Genomic DNA, 16,021 nt, shown 5'->3' with positions numbered 1-16,021 from the left:
TAAAATGGCTCTAGTCCAGTTACATTTAGAAACTTCACATATAAAACGGACACCCGTATATGGATGGTCCGTTTTTTGTTAATGTAGGTTCTTGGTTTTCCAGTCATTACGTCTGTGAAAAGAATCTATCGACGAGTACGTAGAATCTTCCGCATGCATTGGTTGAAGCCTACTCTTATTGCGGAGCCTTACTTATCTATGCGCGGTGTATGAAAGTTTGATATCGGGACGGCCGACCAATCGATATCGGATGCAAAATAAAAGCTTGTGTAGCCTGGCTGGTTGTATACGACATTTTGCCTTGCGATCTCGCTTCTGTATTGAGTATCGTGCATCAGCGTATACAATTTTCGGTCGGTTACCTCGGTGCTCATATAAATTCGAATCGCCGAACTGTCAGTCGTTCGAACGAGAAGTTCTTCCCGCCAGTCCCCGAATATGTCCGCAACAAGGCATGGATTGCCCTTCGTATGATTGTTGGAGGTTGTCCCTTCCGCCGTAAGCAAAGTGCCCCTTTTCCAATCGCCGATTGTGACAGGCTGTCCCATAGCACCGCTGATGATTTGCGTTGTCATGTCAGCAGACCACTTAATATTCATATTGGTACCCGGTACCTTTTGATCAATCTGTTCTCCTTTTGCCGTCATTAAGCCGAAGGTCTCTTGACTTGAAGGATCTTCCAATGTCCACGTCTGAAGTCCTCGATAATCCGGGTCAACCTGACCAATCATCCCACGACCTATATCGTCTGCCGCGAATGCCCCATACAGCACTTCCCCTGTCGCAGCGTCACGCAGCGTATATCCATAAGGTCCACGTACACCGCTCTCATGAACCATGAAAATCTCTAAACCAGGGCGATCCGGATCAATATTCGTTACGTGAAGAGCATCCCCGTGGCCTAGTTTGGCAATTGCACCCGGCGCCGCGCTCCCTTCAGGAAGAATACCTTTCGAGCTGTATAGAATGGTTCCATCATGGTCGATCGTAGCCGAGCCGTAGATGATTTCATGACAGCCGTCACCGTCAACATCGGCTACACTCAAAGAATGTGCCCCTTGCTTCGCAAGACTGCCAAACTTCTCGCTTCGACCGTCGGCCAAATGAAGTTTGTCGGCAAACGGATTATCCATCGTGATCCAACCGCTATCGGTAAACCAAATCTCTTTCAGATGAGTCCCATCCCAAGAGTAGGAAACGACAGCGGCTCTCGTGTAATAGCCCCGCGCAAAGACAGCATATGGCTTTTGCCCATCTAGATAGGCTACACCGGCAAGGAAACGATCCACCCGGTTGCCAGGTTCAATGCGGTTCCAAGCATAATCACCCCACATGAGGCCGTCGTCATGCCGCCCAGGCTTATAGTGGATTGTTTCGAGTTCTTCTCCGGTCAGCCCATTAAAAACTGTTAAATATTCCGGGCCATGTAAAATAAAACCTTCGAATGCTCGCAGGTTATTACGAGCGCTCCTCTCCTTTGCATAAACATCAATAAAATACTCGACCAGCTTTTCTGCATCTGTCTGGTTTAACGGATAGGAGTACAGGTTATCAATCCCAAAACATTGCTCAAGAGTTGAAGGCCAGTGACCAGCAACTACCTCTTCATGTTCGTGCCAACTCAAGAACATGTCCACGAGATGCTCGTAATAATCGGTACTGCTCATCCGGTAATCGTCATTATGGCTGTAACCGGCCGCCACATCCTCTTGAAGCATCGTGATATAAGTTTCGGAGACCGCATTTCCTTCCTGATTGTATCGAATGACCTTCGTTCCAGGTGCAGTCTTAAAAATCAATTCCGCTTTGCCATCCCCATCAAAATCGTACACTAGGAACTGAGTATAGTGTGCACCTGCCCGAATGTTAACACCTAAATCGATCCGATAAAGCAGTGTCCCGTCCAATTTATAGCAGTCGATATAAACCGGGCCAGTATAGCCGGAATGCGACACATCCTTGGAATTGGAAGGATCCCATTTGACAAAATATTCGTACTGGCCATCACCGTCCACATCCCCGATACTCATATCGTTCGCGGAATAAGTATATGTCTCACCAGTTGGTGTAACGCCGTCGTTCGGCTTTTGTAAAGGTAGTTCATAGTATGTACTCTCCCAAGGGGTAACCTCCGCGCTGCGGGCAAACTCTTTTCCTTCCACGATTGCGCAAACATAATAGGATGAGGAACCTGTCCCATCACGATCTAAAAAGTTGGTGCTATCATGAATCGTTGCGATGAGGACCCCATCGCGATAAAGGTTAAAATCAGGTCCAATAAGCCCTTTATCGGTAAAACCAGTCACTTCATTCCCCAGCAATCTCCAGCTAAGAAATATCCCTTCTGATGTTGAGGCAGCGGCTAATCCCCGATCCAGATACTCTAGCTGCACTGCAGAACCAACTTCTGACGCTAGCTTATTTTTCACCTGTTCTGATTTCAATTGATTCACTCCCATTCTCTTTCGCTATCTTCGTTTTTTGACTTAATTCTTGTTTTTTTAGCAACGCAGCTAGGAATGCAAGAACAAGCCCTTGACCCCATCCCTGTACCCTTTTTTTGGGAACCAAATTGTAATCTTGTGCAGTGTACATTACAGCCGTTCCTGCAGAAACATTTCTAACCGAGCCGTCTTCATCAATGTTTGATATTATTCCCTCATAAGCTTTTGCGACATATTTCTGATGCAATGGATGTGCGTTTACTGTCAATGCAGCGGAAATACCGGCTGTTGCCGAAGTTTCTAGGTAGGAGGTATCATCGTTTAAGATGGTATGCCACATACCCTCTTCTGACTGTAGTCTTACCAATGCACTCAATTGGTCACCAAGAGCTCCGTCAATCTGCATCCACATTGGCATAAAGGGATTGAGCATTCTGAAAGCCTGTGCCATCGTGTAAGCTGCCCATGCATTTGCCCTTGCCCAATAAATGGCGGATAGATGATCCTTTCTGACATTATCCCATGCGTGATAGAACAAGTTTGTCTTGTTGTCTTGCAGGTACTCCTCATGCCAATAGAACTGTTTCAATGCATCATCGATATACTCCTTGTTATCAAGCTTAAATCCAATACGAAGCAGGAAGTATGCTGCCATGAACAAAGTATCTGCCCATGCCTGTTCAGGAAAGTCATTCTTTGATGAAACTGTATGCTGGAATACTCCATCTCCGAAACGGATTGCATCCTTTCTCAGATACTCAGCTTTCATCAGTGCAAGATCAAGGTATTTTGCATCCCCTGTGGCTTCATGCAGTGTCAACATGGTATGTCCCATAGCACAAGCGTTAACATTCATTGGGGGAAGCCCTAAATCAAGGTATTCGTCTACCCATTTGACCATGAAATCAATATATTCCTGGTTTCCGGTAACCTCCCAGGCTTTTCCGATACCGTAAAAAGCTACCCCGCATGACCAGCTCCATGTAAAATCTATATTCATTGTTCTTCGGACTACGGTGTCAATCATTTCCTTTAATTTGTTTTCATCATATTCAAACCTTGGCATTTTCGTCTTCCTCTCTTCTTTGTTCCTGCATTTTTGGGATTTAAAGTGCTCAGGCACCTTGTGTCAGATTGTATCCTCTTAATCAGTGTAAAAACAATACTTTAAAGGCATTCATTTATGGTATAATGTCAGTATTTTACCGAGGAGGGACCCCAAAATGAGAACCTATTATTATAATCCGGAAACACCGTACCGTGTGAACCCGGATTTGCATCTGCTTTTCTGGGGAAGGGAGGAGTGTGCTCCGGGACATGCCGTAGGCCCGATGGTTCGGGACATCTACGTCATTCATTTTATTCATAATGGCTCTGGAATCGTCCAAGTTGGGAAGCATACCATTTCACTTGAAGCGGGGCAAGCCTTTCTCATTTATCCGGATGTTTTGACCTTTTATAAGGCGGACATGCAATCACCCTGGGTTTATACGTGGTTGGCCTTTTCTGGTGAGCAGGTAGAACCTATTTTAGCGCGTACACGACTGACCCCGGAGCAGCCGGTGTTTCCTATGGACATTAAGATCATGCCTGATATGTATAATCAATTAACGTTGGTTTCCGATAAAGAACCTGGCTCCGATCTAAAGGTCAAAGCACTTATGTATGAATTTTTATCCGTGCTCACAGAAACTGTCCCGCTTTCTGTCCCAGCGAGTTCAAGCCCAAATAGACGGGACACCTATATCGTGCAAGGCATGGAATATATTCATGCTCACTATCATGAACAGGTTTCCATTGAACAACTAGCTTCATTCGTTCGGTTGGACCGCAAATATTTCTCCGCCATATTTAAGGAATCGGTAGGAATGACTCCTCAGCAATATCTGCTGCAATACCGGATGAATAAAGCTTGCGAACTACTTAGGAAAGGGCAGTTTAACGTTGGAGAGGTCGCCCAATCCGTGGGATATTCCGACGCCCTATTGTTTTCAAGGATGTTTAAAAAAATAATAGGAACCGCTCCGAAGCATTATCGCCAACAAACCAGACATTCTGACATAAATCCATAAACCACATCCTTGCTGATATAGGCTTGTCCCGCCAAATCCTCTAAAATGGGTTTAATTCACATGGGAGGGAATTTTTATGCGAAATTTCACAACTTATATGGATTCGGTTACAGGATATGAGATACGTCAGTATACTCAGGGACAAGAACGCAATACTAAGCTGTATTTCACAACCGAGAATTTTACTACAGATGACCGTTATTTCTTCTTCAACCAGCAGATTCCCTCGGGTTTGAAAAATGAGGTCTACCAAGGAACAGGGGATCTTTACAAAGCTGAGGTCGAATCTGGCGAGCTGAAGCTGGTAGCAGGAAGTGAATACAGTGGTTTTGCCATGGACAGGTTTGAAAACTACGGGGTGATGACAAAGGGGAATGTCGTTTGCCGCTATGAATGCGACAGCGATAAAATCATTGAACTGGGTGCGCTCCCCGCTGGCGGTCATATTACGGGGCATTTAACTACCAGCAAAAGCGGGAAGATCGTTTGCAGTTATAAACAAAAAAACTGCATTTACGCCTTGGTTACATTGGATCCTCAAACCGGAAAAAGTGAAGTAGTCTATCAAAGTGATTATAATTTGGGGCATGCTCAGGTTTGTCCCACCGATGAAAATACGATTTTCTTCATTCATGAAACTGGTGGCGATGCTTTGCAGCGGATGTGGCTTTTTGATGTCACCACTTCTACCGCACGGCCGTACTACGTCGAGTCCGAGGGCGATTGGATTACCCATGAGGTCTGGACTGCTGATGGTGAAAATATAGTGTTCATGAAGCTGCCGTCATATCTCATGATGGGGACAAAAGACGGTCAGAATTTCCGTATTGTAACCAAGGAAGATCAGCTGCTCCACCCCGGAATTTCACGTGACTCGAAATGGTTTTGTGCGGACCGCATCGGTTACCTTGGCGTAGAAAGCCCTAATTTGGTTTATCTTGTAAATGGCGAAAAAAACGGGCTCTTTCATATTGTCTTGGCTTAATCTTTCTTTAACTATCCTGCACCGTTAGCTTAAGTACAAAACTTCACAGTTTTAGCCACTTCTACAATAGCACTTTTAAATTGTAATTAGGAGAATTCGTCATTATGTGATACACTGTGTTTACCATTTGATTTACTTGTTTACATGTGCCCTACTCATTCGTGAGTGGGGCTCCTTGTTTTTAAAAGAATAATAATAAAAAAACAGACTCTATAAAGAGTCTGCTTTATTTTATTATTATTATTATGAAGCTTTACGCACGTTAGCTGCTTGAGCTCCACGTTGACCTTGCTCAACGTCAAAAGTAACTGCTTGACCTTCGTCTAAAGATTTGAAACCTTCGCCTTGGATCGCTGAGAAATGAACGAAAACGTCTTCTCCACCTTCACGTTCGATGAATCCGAAACCTTTTTCTGCGTTAAACCATTTTACTTTACCTTGTTCCATTTTGTTTCCTCCTGCTGTGTGCTTTGCACACAATGTGTTACTATCCTTGCACTCAGTGATCATCAAGACGAATAGTTAATCTTATATTATCCTTTACACCGAACAAAAATAATTCTTCTAAATTTTAACACTTTTGAAAAGTATTTGCAAGAACATTATCTTTAATTTTCTTTTAAAATCGGTAGCTTAATAATGGATCCGTCAACACTTTTAGTCTGAGGTCAATCGTTACTTTTTCTGTAAGGTCATGGAAGTTTTTTTTCGTTTACCATTTCCCGCTTTTCCCCCAAACCCCCTATTCCCTCTATAGTTTTTCCTTGATTTCTCTTGTACCTTTATTTTAGGTTTACTCGCATATCGCGGTGTCTCGGAAGTTAACTGAACAGGAACATCCCTCTGTTCCTTCGACAACAATTTCAAGGCAATTGAAACTAACGCTATCGAATCGTACTGATCGAGTAATTCGCTTGCTGCATGCTTAAACTGTGAGTATTCCTCCTCTTCAACCAATTGAATCATCTTTTCTACTGCGTCTTTCTGTATAGACTCCCTTGCCTCCGCTACCGTTGGTATTGACTTGCGCTGAATCTTTACTTTCGAGGCTTGTTCAATACTGTGGATATGTCTGGTTTCCCTCGGTGTAGCAAATGTAATTGCTAACCCTGACTTACCTGCTCTCCCCGTTCTGCCGATTCGGTGAACATAACTTTCCGGGTCTTGAGGAATGTCAAAATTGTAGACGTGGGTAACCCCTGAAACATCAATTCCCCTCGCGGCTACATCGGTCGCAACTAAAATATCAATGTTCCCCTCACGAAATTTATTCATCACAACATCTCGCTGTCGTTGATTTAAATCTCCGTGCAATCCATCAGCAAGATACCCTCTTTTATTCAATGCATCACTTAATTCATCCACGCGTCTTTTTGTTCTTCCAAAAATCACCGCTAATTCTGGGTTATCCACGTCTAGCAGACGGCAAAGCACTTCAAATTTATCCCGTTCATTAACCTCATAATAAATTTGCTTTACAGTTGGAGAGGTGACTTCCTTCGCTTTCATCTTTACTAACTCTGGATCGTTCATAAACCTTTCGGCAAGATTTTGAATCGGTTTAGGCATGGTTGCGGAGAACAGCAAGGTTTGTTTTTCGTCAGGGGTCTCTTTTAGGATTCGTTCGATATCTTCCAGAAAGCCCATATCTAACATTTCATCAGCTTCATCCAAAACCACCAATGAGATGCGGTCTAATTTTAGCGTTTTACGTTTAATGTGGTCCAAAAGTCTTCCGGGTGTTCCCGTAATAATATGAGGTCCCTTTTTTAATGCCTTAATTTGGCGATCTATCGACTGCCCTCCATATATAGGGAGAGAGGTTATGCCCATGTATTTCGCCAGTCGATTGATCTCTTCTGAAACCTGAATAGCTAATTCTCTCGTAGGTGCGATTGCAATCGCCTGAACATATTTTTTGCTCGTATCCACTTTCTCCAAGATCGGTATGGCGAAGGCAGCCGTCTTTCCCGTACCTGTTTGTGCTTGACCAATAATGTCCTTCCCCGACAAAGCTATGGGAATGGCTTTCTCTTGTATAGGAGATGCTTCTTCAAATCCCATATCCGTAATCGCTCTTTTAATGGGCTCACTAATGCCCATTTCCTGAAATGTTGTCATACTCAAAAACCCCCTCTATGCGTTTACTATTTTTTATATTAGACAAAACTCCTTGATTGAATGCACATCTGTACTGATTTTTACAAGCTAATTAGGTAAGTAAGCATCCACCCCTCGGGTGCAAGGGAAATACAGACAATAGGCATCACGGTGATATAAGTGTCGACTCATCCCACTGTAAGTGACCTGCCAAAAAAGAATTTTGTTTTCAGGACATACGTATTTTTAATTATGATTTCCAATCATCTTCTACCAAACAAGAAGTAAAGAAAAAACAAGCAATTTTACAATTATAATCTGGGGGTACCCTGATTTTGTTAGTTTCATTTGGTTCGATAAAAGCAGTAAATAAAACGAGTAAACATTTCAGCCTCCCTCATTCAAAATAGGACATTTCGTTATTGTATGATACACTGAGCGTACCATTCGATTTATCGTTCATGTACCTAACTCATAGTGGGTTTTTTTGTTTAAAATAAAAAACAGACTCTTAAATAAGAGTCTGTCCAGGCTGTCGAGAAACTCTCGATAGCCTTTTATTTTCCCTCGAATATTTAACGATTCACCGCGTTAATCTGATATAATATAATTAATAATTATAGGACGGTGGATTGAATGTATAAGCCAAAAAAAGAGATACAAAATGAAGCAGAATTTGTTTTTATTGACGATTTGGTACCACAGGATCATCTTCTTAGAAAAGTTGATAAATACATAGACTTTTCTTTTATTGGTGAAAAGGTCCGTCCATATTACTCAGAAAAAAACGGGCGTCCTTCGGACCCTATACAACTTTTCAAGATGATGTTTATAGGATATTTTTATGGAATTCGTTCTGAACGCCAATTAGAACGAGAAATCCAGACAAACGTAGCTTATCGATGGTTCCTAGGATTAAAACTAAATGATCCAGTACCGGATCATTCAACTATAAGTTGGAATAGACGTACTCGTTTTAAAGAAACAAATATTTTTCAGGAGATTTTTGATCAGATCGTTTTTCAGGCCATTAACCACAAAATGGTTGGCGGAAGAGTTTTGTTTTCTGATTCTACCCATCTAAAAGCAAACGCAAATAAACATAAATTTACTAGGGTAGAAGTTGAAGTTGAAACACGTGAATACATAGAAGATTTAAACAAAGCAGTGGAAGAAGACCGAGTGAATCACGGAAAAAAGCTCTAAAGGATAAGGAGGAGGTGAGGGAAACTAAAGAAATACGAAAGAGCACAACTGACCCAGAATGTGGATTCATGTCTCGCGATAATAAGCAGGAAATGTTCTGTTACCTTGACCATCGTACCACGGATATGAAATTTAATATCATTACTGATGTCTTTGTTACGCCTGGAAATGTCCATGATTCTGTTCCTTATTTATCCCGCCTCGATCGTCAAATCGAAAGATTTGGTTTTGACGTAGAAGCAGTGGCACTTGACTCTGGTTATTTAACAAATCCAATTTGTAAAGGTCTTAGTGATCGTAATATATTTGGAGTAATTGCTCATAGAAGATATCAACCCACAAAAGGGCTCTTTCCAAAATGGAAATTTCATTTCGATAATGAACTTGATATCTATATATGTCCTAATGGAGAAGAATTGTCTTATAGTACCACAACAAGAGAAGGATATAGAGAGTATAAATCTGACTCTAAGAAATGTGCCAACTGCCCACTCCTGCAGGAGTGTACTAAATCGAAAAATACGCAAAAAGTAGTTACTCGACATGTATGGGAGGAACACAAAGAAAAAGTCCGCCTCAACAGGCTTTCTAAATCGGGTAAAATGCTTTATAAATTTAGAAAAGAAAAAGTACAGCGAAGCTTCGCAGATTCAAAAGAACTGCATGGGCTTCGCTATTGCCGGTTACGGGGATTGCAAAATGCTAGTGAGCAGGTTTTACTTACAGCAGCCTGCCAAAACATGAAAAAGATCGCCACACACCTAGCTAAGCTAGCATAGGCGTGGCGATCTTTATGATTACTCAACTTTTTATTAAGCATTTAAGGAAAAGAAGACTTTTGGTTAAGAAAAAATACTACTTTCTCAACAATCTGAACAGACTCTTAAATAAGAGTCTGTCCTTATTCGTTCTTATAATTATGCTTTATGAACGTTTGAAGCTTGGGGTCCGCGTTGACCTTGCTCTACGTCAAAAGTAACCTCTTGACCTTCTTCAAGTGATTTATAGCCATCGCCTTGGATCGCTGAGAAATGAACGAAAACGTCTTCTCCACCTTCACGTTCGATGAATCCGAAACCTTTTTCGCTGTTAAACCATTTTACTTTACCTTTTTCCACTTTTAGTTGCCTCCTATTGTGTAAATTGCACACAATTGTTGATGGATTGTAACATGACCAAGATGTTTAAGGAATCTTGGTATGGTCATATTATTACCTTGATGAATGAAAGTTTATTCAGTTTATTTATCTAATACGAAACCATCCAAGAATGGTGGTTAAAAATATGGACTTGTTTTACTGCTTTTAATCCCCTAAAAAAGGCATATAATAAAATAGGAGCTAATTAATACTTTGATGTAGAGTAGACCCTGCATCTAGTAATAAGGTTGGCTTTCTTTTACTTAATTCAGTATAAGGAAAATTTATATAACCCATAATAAAGTACCGAGACGCCAAAAGCTTGGAACTTTTAACTGTCAACTGCCATCCTGTCCCCATAAGATGGTAGTTTTATTCTTTTTATTCCCTAAAAAAAACACCTATTTTTCATGAGCGCTTCTTCCGGATTTCCTACAGCAGTTTTTCTTCTTCGATGAATTCTTCCATCCATTTTGACTTATACTTACCCCAAGGCAAACGATGGGTTAGAACCTGTTCATGATTTCCAAATGTTGACGTCAGCTTTTTTTCTAAACCTTGTGAAAGGTTGTACTTAATCTAACCTGCTCCGTTAGCTTAACAAGGATTTCAACAAAGAGGTGCGTTAATCCTTTTCGGATCGACGCACCTCTTAAAATTGTATTTTTATTGTAGATTAAAAAAAACGTGTCCATCTAACATATCTCGATAACGTAGTTGGGCTTTTTCGCCAGTCTTCACTAAACCTCCAATATAACCTTCTTGCTCACTACCTACATATAATTCAAAACTAAAGTCTGGTTCAGTTGTTGGTACGATATCACCACTATAAATATCTCCACTTTCACTTACCATATTAAAATTCATAATACCATCAATCATAAAAGATAGATCTTGTGTCTCAGATTCAATAAATTTCACTTTAGTTTTTGCTAATACCCACTCATAACCTTCAGGAGCTGCCTCATTAAATTCATTCATAGTCTTTAATTGATTGAAAGCCTCTTCCCCACGAATAACCTCAGAAACAGTTAAATCAAATTTGATTGCAAACTCATCACCATCGTTGTTATATAATTTATCTTCGACTGTAGCTGTTTGTTGGAATAAGACAGGATTAGAACGAGATCCTAATTTAGACTCGGCCACTTCTTTTTCTTCGATATCCGTTGATTTACTTTCGTTATCTGTTTCCTCTGTTTTTACATTATCACTTCTTTTCACAGTCACTTCTTTGGTTGACTGACAAGCTCCAGAATTGAAATCAGTAGTACTAATATTAGTAAACCAACAGTTTTCTTTGCGTTCATTGTAACTTTTCCCCCAAAATTATTCTGCTTCTGTTTCCGTTTCCTCAAGAGCGTCCGGATATACTACTTCACCAATGACTTCTTGTGTTTCTTGGTCTTTAGTAATAACTTTAACCTTTACATCATCAGCATTTGTTCCGTTGTAGTATTGATACATCATTCCAGATATCCCTAACCCCAGTAAAGCGAATCCATCAAAGCTATTCTCGTATGCCGCCTTATCAACTAAAACCGTAAATTCTGAAAAAGAATCGTTATACGTAATCTCTTGAAGGGATACAAACTCCTCACCATTAACCATCTCTTCTAGGGATTCTTTAATGCCCTTTTCCATCTCTTCCATCATCTTCTTGTGTTGAGATTTAGATATCTTGTATTTAAGTGATCCATCTTCGTTTTTAGTAACATCAATACCCTCAGCTTTTGCTTCAGAAATTACTGTATCGACATTCTCTCCTTCAAACATAGACGCAGGGATTGTTAATTCCACGTTTAACAGCCCTTTATCGACCTCTACACCCTGTTCCTTTTTTTTCTCTTCTTTCTTTGTTTCATTTTCCTCTTTGCTAGTTGTTTCATTTGATGAACAAGCTGCAAGGAAAACTAATAAAAACGCCATAAATAGGTAGGTTAATTTCTTCATAAATTGTCCCCTTTTTGTAAAAATTTGTAGAAATATCAATACTATTATACTACTAAAATACGTCAACAAGCGGATAAATTTATATAATTTAAAAAGGATTCCAAACTAAAGCTGAAATCCTTCTTATCTTAACTCCTACAAATTCAAATTCCCCATGTGATAATCCTTAATGTTATTAACCTAGTTATTGTAAAACTCCTTATTCCATTAAATTCACCCGTTAATAAAAAAGAAAAGCCGCCAAGACTGTCAGCTGGATCTAAAGCTCTTGCCCCTGTTAGTTCAACAAAGACGATATCCTAAAAGTGATTTGTGATCTAATGTGTTCTTTATATATAAAAAGCCAGTCGATTAGGACAGGCTTTTTCAAACAGATATTTCGAATTATTATTCGTCAGGTAGGTTATCCGTTATTAATTTTTCCATTTCTGCTTCTGTCAGTTTTCCTCTTTTTTCTTCCTTCAATTGAATTACTTTTTCTGAAAAAGCTTCAATCCTATATTTTGTATTTTCATCTCCAACACTATATTGATGTTCTAATAAGTTAATAACTAATCTTATAAAATTGTCCTTTTCAGTATTGTTTTTCATTAAATTAAAGACATTTGCACAAAGAATAGTATTTCCAGGTACATAAGGTTTATCACTATCGTAGCGTTCTACACTAAACTTAAATAAATCATAAATCCATTGTTCTATAGGTAAGGTTCCGTCGATGTTGAGTTTATAGAGCATAAATCCACTGTACTTACACGTTTTATCCTTGTCATAAAGTTCTTTGATATGTCTAGCAAAATGAACACGATGAATAAAGAATACGTCTGCTCTTCTTTTATTACTCCAAATGGAGTCTGCACGGTTCCAATAAGGTAAGCACTCATTGCAACTGAAACTGGGTTTTGTAATGTATTCAACATCATTTGCATTACAAATACGGCATTTCGCTATTTTTATTTTACTCATAAATTCCCCCGTTATTTTTCTGTGTTTACATACCTTAGTAAAAGGATAACTATCTCCGTGTTGCATATTTTAGGCTCTTTCTTTGTTTTCGTTATTGCATAAAAGCACCCATTAGTTTAAGTGAATTTCTTCACAATTACTTTGTTGTTCTGAACAAAAATATTATGCTTTGTTACTAATAATGTTCTTTAAAGTACCTCTATTATTTCAATTCCCCTTGGACAATACCAAGAGGAATTAAACTAATCAAATTAAACTTTAATGTATTTTATTAAATGCTTAACAACATATTTTGCATCCGATCCGACACCACGGATAGTTGCTGAAGAGAGCGAACGTTGTCCTGAAAGCCCCACATAGTATAGCCCATCAACCGTGGTACTAATTCCTTTAGTTTGCACTGGATAAGCTGATTGATTTATCGCATCCTTTAGTGGGGTTAGATAACTTACATTGGGCTTATAACCAGTAGCATATATCACTGAATCCACTTTTTCTTCTCTCCCATCAACCCACACTACACCCTCTTCTGTATAGTTAGCGAACATAAGCCTACTATCTGGCCTATTATTTAATATAGCTGTTTTATAGATTCCTGTATCCATAACTGAAGTATTCATGGAGAACCTTCTACCATAAGGAAGTGTATCTATACCGGTTACTTTCAACCAAAAGTGGATGTCTTTTCCCAAGACTCGTTGTGGAATATATGAAATTGGTTTTCGGATTGCAAGGGACACGATTGAAACCTTAGCTAATTCATAAGCAATCTGAATCGCAGAGTTCCCGCCTCCAACCACAATAACTCTTTGATTATTGAATTCTTCTACGTTTTTGTATGCACTAGAGTGAATAATCTTACCTTTAAAATCCTCACTTCCATCTATTGCAGGTATGTTTGGGTATGAGAAAGCACCCGTACCTGCTATGATAGCCTTTGAATTAAATACGCTCCCTTTTTCTGTGACAATCACAAAATCTTTTCCATTTTTACTTACTTTCGTTACCTTTTCTCCTGTACGAACGTTAAGTTTATGATATTTGGTATATTCATTAAAGTAAGATATAACCTCATCTTTTGTGGGATAATGGTTTGGGTCACCAGGAAATTGCAATCCTGGGAGTGATGAATATTTTGCTGGGGAAAACAATGTTAAACTCTCATAATATTTGGGCCAAGATCCCGTTGCTTGGTCACTAGCTTCAAGAATGATATACTTCAATCCATTCTTTGTCAGGTAATAAGCAGAAGCTAATCCAGCCTGCCCTCCTCCAATTACAATACAATCAAATGTGTTCTCCATAACTTCTTCTCCTTATATATCGTTATTAAGGATATGTTTTTTAGAAATAAAGACCATACAGCCATTCCCTATATGGTCATTCATTCTTTTATAACTATTAATTTTTATGCAGAGTAAAAAGGAGAGCAAAAATGCTCTCCATCGTTATTAACAACAAGAGGAAGAGGTTTTGATTTCTACTTTTACTGGTTGGGATGCACAGCATGTTGATTCAGTTTTCATAGTTTCAACATCACCTTTAGTATAAAAGAACTCCCACTCGTTCCCGTCTGGATCGGTTACCCAAAATTTATCTTGAGTAGCATAGCAGCAATTAACGTCCATCTCTTCCCTTGCAAAGAAACCTAATTTTTCTAAACGTTCTTTATGTTGCAGAACTCCCTCTTGATTTTCAACTTGAAAGCCGAAATGTCCAACCTGGTTCCCTGAAACTGAGTCTATCAAGTTTAAAGTAAAATTAAGGGCTGGGTCATCAAGTAAAAATTTTGCATAGTCTGGCTTTACTTTTACAGGCTCCGAATTAAAAACCTTCTTATAAAATTGAATTGATTTCTCTAGATCAGTAACATTCACTCCAACATGCATTTTCATTATTAACACTCCCTCAAGTATATTTTATAAATCAAATATTTTTGATTTATAATCAATAAATCAACTTTTTTTGATTTATGATTACAGTATATTAGCAATTTTTTCTAATTACAACCCTTTTATCAAAAAAAATTGATTATTTATTTGTACCATTTTAACTGTTCAGAAATACAATACAATATATGGTTAAATCAATTTTTTTTGATTAAAAAAATTGACACATGAAAATATTGGATATAATATTGATGTATCAAGTTTATTTGATTAAAGAAATGGGTGATTAAGGTGAAAGAAGAAATTCAATTACAAGATATATCATTAGATAAAGTGTTTGAAAAATATGAACAAAAATTTAAAGCCATTGCTGATAAAAAGAGACTCCAAATCATGAATATTTTAACTCAAAACGGTTCTATGTGTGTGTGCGATCTGGCTCCCCTGATGGATATGGCTCAATCGAAATTATCATATCATTTAAAGATTTTATTAGATGCTAATATTATTAAAAAAGAAACAAGGGGCACCTGGAGTTATTATGAACTGAATCAAGATGAACTTAATCATTTATTGTCACATGAGCTTTGCTGTATCTTTAAACCAACTTGTTGCTAATTTTTTTTAAGTATTAAATCAGTTTTTTTTGATTAATAAATCAATATTATTTGATTAAGAGGAGGGGCCAACATGATTAATGAGTATGAAGTATATCAATTGATGAAATTACGACAAGAGGAAGTTGAAAAAAAGGCTGCAATTGTTTGGAAGATGGAAAAATTACAAAAGGAATCTTTTTTGCAAAAGATTATTTCGAGATTTAAAACCAGAAGGAATACCACTATCGTAAAAAACAATTGTGAATGTGTGTGTTGTTAAAACTCAAATCAATAAGGAGGTGGTCAGATTGACCATTAACCATGCCAGTACGTTAAAAAAGGAGTATTTTATCTTTTATATAAATTTAGTCATGATCTCTCGGAATTGCACGTTAGAACAGGCAAAAGAAATAACCTTAGAACTGTTTTTTCACAATGAGCCATTTCGCTACGGTAGCCAGTCATACGAACGTTTTTTGGAAGCCTATCATCAATTATCGATAAGTGTTGAAGAGAACAGAACGTGCTGTGCTTAGCTATCGCTAAAGAATAAAGCAAAAGGACCTGTAAAGGTCCTCAGATTGTCGAGAAAGGTATCTCTCTCGGCAATTTTTATTTTTCTGCCTGCCCAAAGGCCTGTTGATTTCCGCTCCAGGTGCTTCGCTTTCCGC

16 protein-coding genes are annotated in these 16,021 nt (G+C 38.8%); 6 read left to right on the top strand and 10 right to left on the bottom strand.

Annotation, left to right across the window (positions count from 1 at the left end; genetic code table 11):
* Positions 1 to 188: 188 nt before the first annotated feature.
* Positions 189 to 2,444, bottom strand: a complete 2,256-nt coding sequence (locus F4694_RS14505; RefSeq protein WP_257029248.1) for a rhamnogalacturonan lyase — start codon at positions 2,442 to 2,444, stop codon at positions 189 to 191.
* Positions 2,419 to 3,510 (bottom strand): glycoside hydrolase family 88/105 protein, encoded by a 1,092-nt coding sequence (locus F4694_RS14500; protein ID WP_179599113.1) that lies wholly within the window; start codon positions 3,508 to 3,510, stop codon positions 2,419 to 2,421. Before F4694_RS14500 ends, F4694_RS14505 begins: the two co-directional genes overlap by 26 nt.
* Positions 3,511 to 3,667: 157 nt before the next feature.
* Here F4694_RS14500 and F4694_RS14495 point away from each other — a divergent pair, with 157 nt between their 5' ends.
* Together F4694_RS14495 and F4694_RS14490 are read left to right on the top strand one after the other, a co-directional pair.
* On the top strand, positions 3,668 to 4,516 hold the full coding sequence (locus F4694_RS14495) for an AraC family transcriptional regulator (RefSeq protein WP_179599111.1): 849 nt from the start codon (positions 3,668 to 3,670) through the stop codon (positions 4,514 to 4,516).
* 76 nt (positions 4,517 to 4,592) lie between these two features.
* Entirely contained in the window at positions 4,593 to 5,501 is a 909-nt protein-coding gene (locus tag F4694_RS14490) for an oligogalacturonate lyase family protein (protein WP_179599109.1), read from the top strand.
* A gap of 243 nt (positions 5,502 to 5,744) precedes the next feature.
* On the opposite strand, the gene F4694_RS14485 is transcribed toward F4694_RS14490, so the two are convergent.
* A complete protein-coding gene (locus F4694_RS14485; RefSeq protein ID WP_160723167.1) occupies positions 5,745 to 5,948 on the bottom strand; it encodes a cold-shock protein in 204 nt (67 codons plus the stop codon).
* Between the two features lie 228 nt (positions 5,949 to 6,176).
* Positions 6,177 to 7,622, bottom strand: coding sequence for a DEAD/DEAH box helicase (locus tag F4694_RS14480; RefSeq protein WP_179599107.1), 1,446 nt, complete (start codon positions 7,620 to 7,622; stop codon positions 6,177 to 6,179).
* 615 nt (positions 7,623 to 8,237) lie between these two features.
* On the opposite strand from F4694_RS14480, the gene F4694_RS14475 reads away from it, so the two are divergent.
* A protein-coding gene (locus F4694_RS14475; RefSeq protein WP_179599105.1) for an IS1182 family transposase occupies positions 8,238 to 9,586 on the top strand; the annotation gives its coding sequence in 2 pieces (ribosomal slippage) (positions 8,238 to 8,802 and positions 8,802 to 9,586; 1,350 coding nt in all).
* Positions 9,587 to 9,724: 138 nt separating this feature from the next.
* On the opposite strand, the gene F4694_RS14470 is transcribed toward F4694_RS14475, so the two are convergent.
* From F4694_RS14470 to F4694_RS14445, 6 genes are all read right to left on the bottom strand, one after another.
* Positions 9,725 to 9,925 carry a cold-shock protein gene (locus F4694_RS14470; RefSeq protein ID WP_179599103.1) on the bottom strand — a complete coding sequence of 67 codons (201 nt, stop codon included), beginning with the start codon at positions 9,923 to 9,925 and terminating at the stop codon, positions 9,725 to 9,727.
* 687 nt (positions 9,926 to 10,612) lie between these two features.
* Positions 10,613 to 11,176: a hypothetical protein gene (locus F4694_RS14465; RefSeq protein ID WP_218895666.1), complete on the bottom strand. Its 564-nt coding sequence runs from the start codon at positions 11,174 to 11,176 to the stop codon at positions 10,613 to 10,615.
* A gap of 99 nt (positions 11,177 to 11,275) precedes the next feature.
* The gene (locus F4694_RS14460; protein WP_179599099.1) at positions 11,276 to 11,899 is read right to left on the bottom strand and encodes a hypothetical protein; all 624 of its coding nucleotides are present in this window, start codon (positions 11,897 to 11,899) and stop codon (positions 11,276 to 11,278) included.
* A 387-nt stretch (positions 11,900 to 12,286) separates the two neighbouring features.
* Entirely contained in the window at positions 12,287 to 12,862 is a 576-nt protein-coding gene (locus F4694_RS14455; protein WP_179599097.1) for a hypothetical protein, read from the bottom strand.
* Between the two features lie 251 nt (positions 12,863 to 13,113).
* Positions 13,114 to 14,166: a flavin-containing monooxygenase gene (locus tag F4694_RS14450; RefSeq protein ID WP_179599095.1), complete on the bottom strand. Its 1,053-nt coding sequence runs from the start codon at positions 14,164 to 14,166 to the stop codon at positions 13,114 to 13,116.
* 147 nt (positions 14,167 to 14,313) lie between these two features.
* Positions 14,314 to 14,760: an ArsI/CadI family heavy metal resistance metalloenzyme gene (locus F4694_RS14445; RefSeq protein ID WP_308806353.1), complete on the bottom strand. Its 447-nt coding sequence runs from the start codon at positions 14,758 to 14,760 to the stop codon at positions 14,314 to 14,316.
* Positions 14,761 to 15,042: 282 nt separating this feature from the next.
* Here F4694_RS14445 and F4694_RS14440 point away from each other — a divergent pair, with 282 nt between their 5' ends.
* From F4694_RS14440 to F4694_RS14430, 3 genes are all read left to right on the top strand, one after another.
* Positions 15,043 to 15,369, top strand: coding sequence for an ArsR/SmtB family transcription factor (locus F4694_RS14440; protein WP_179599091.1), 327 nt, complete (start codon positions 15,043 to 15,045; stop codon positions 15,367 to 15,369).
* Positions 15,370 to 15,441: 72 nt separating this feature from the next.
* Entirely contained in the window at positions 15,442 to 15,630 is a 189-nt protein-coding gene (locus F4694_RS14435) for a hypothetical protein (protein WP_179599089.1), read from the top strand.
* A gap of 28 nt (positions 15,631 to 15,658) precedes the next feature.
* On the top strand, positions 15,659 to 15,886 hold the full coding sequence (locus F4694_RS14430; RefSeq protein ID WP_179599087.1) for a hypothetical protein: 228 nt from the start codon (positions 15,659 to 15,661) through the stop codon (positions 15,884 to 15,886).
* Positions 15,887 to 16,021: the final 135 nt, after the last annotated feature.

The organism is Neobacillus driksii, from assembly GCF_013409995.1.
GTDB lineage: Bacteria > Bacillota > Bacilli > Bacillales > Cytobacillaceae > Neobacillus > Neobacillus driksii.
The sequence above is the reverse complement of the archived record's forward strand: the minus strand, read 5'-3'. Positions and strand labels throughout refer to the sequence as shown.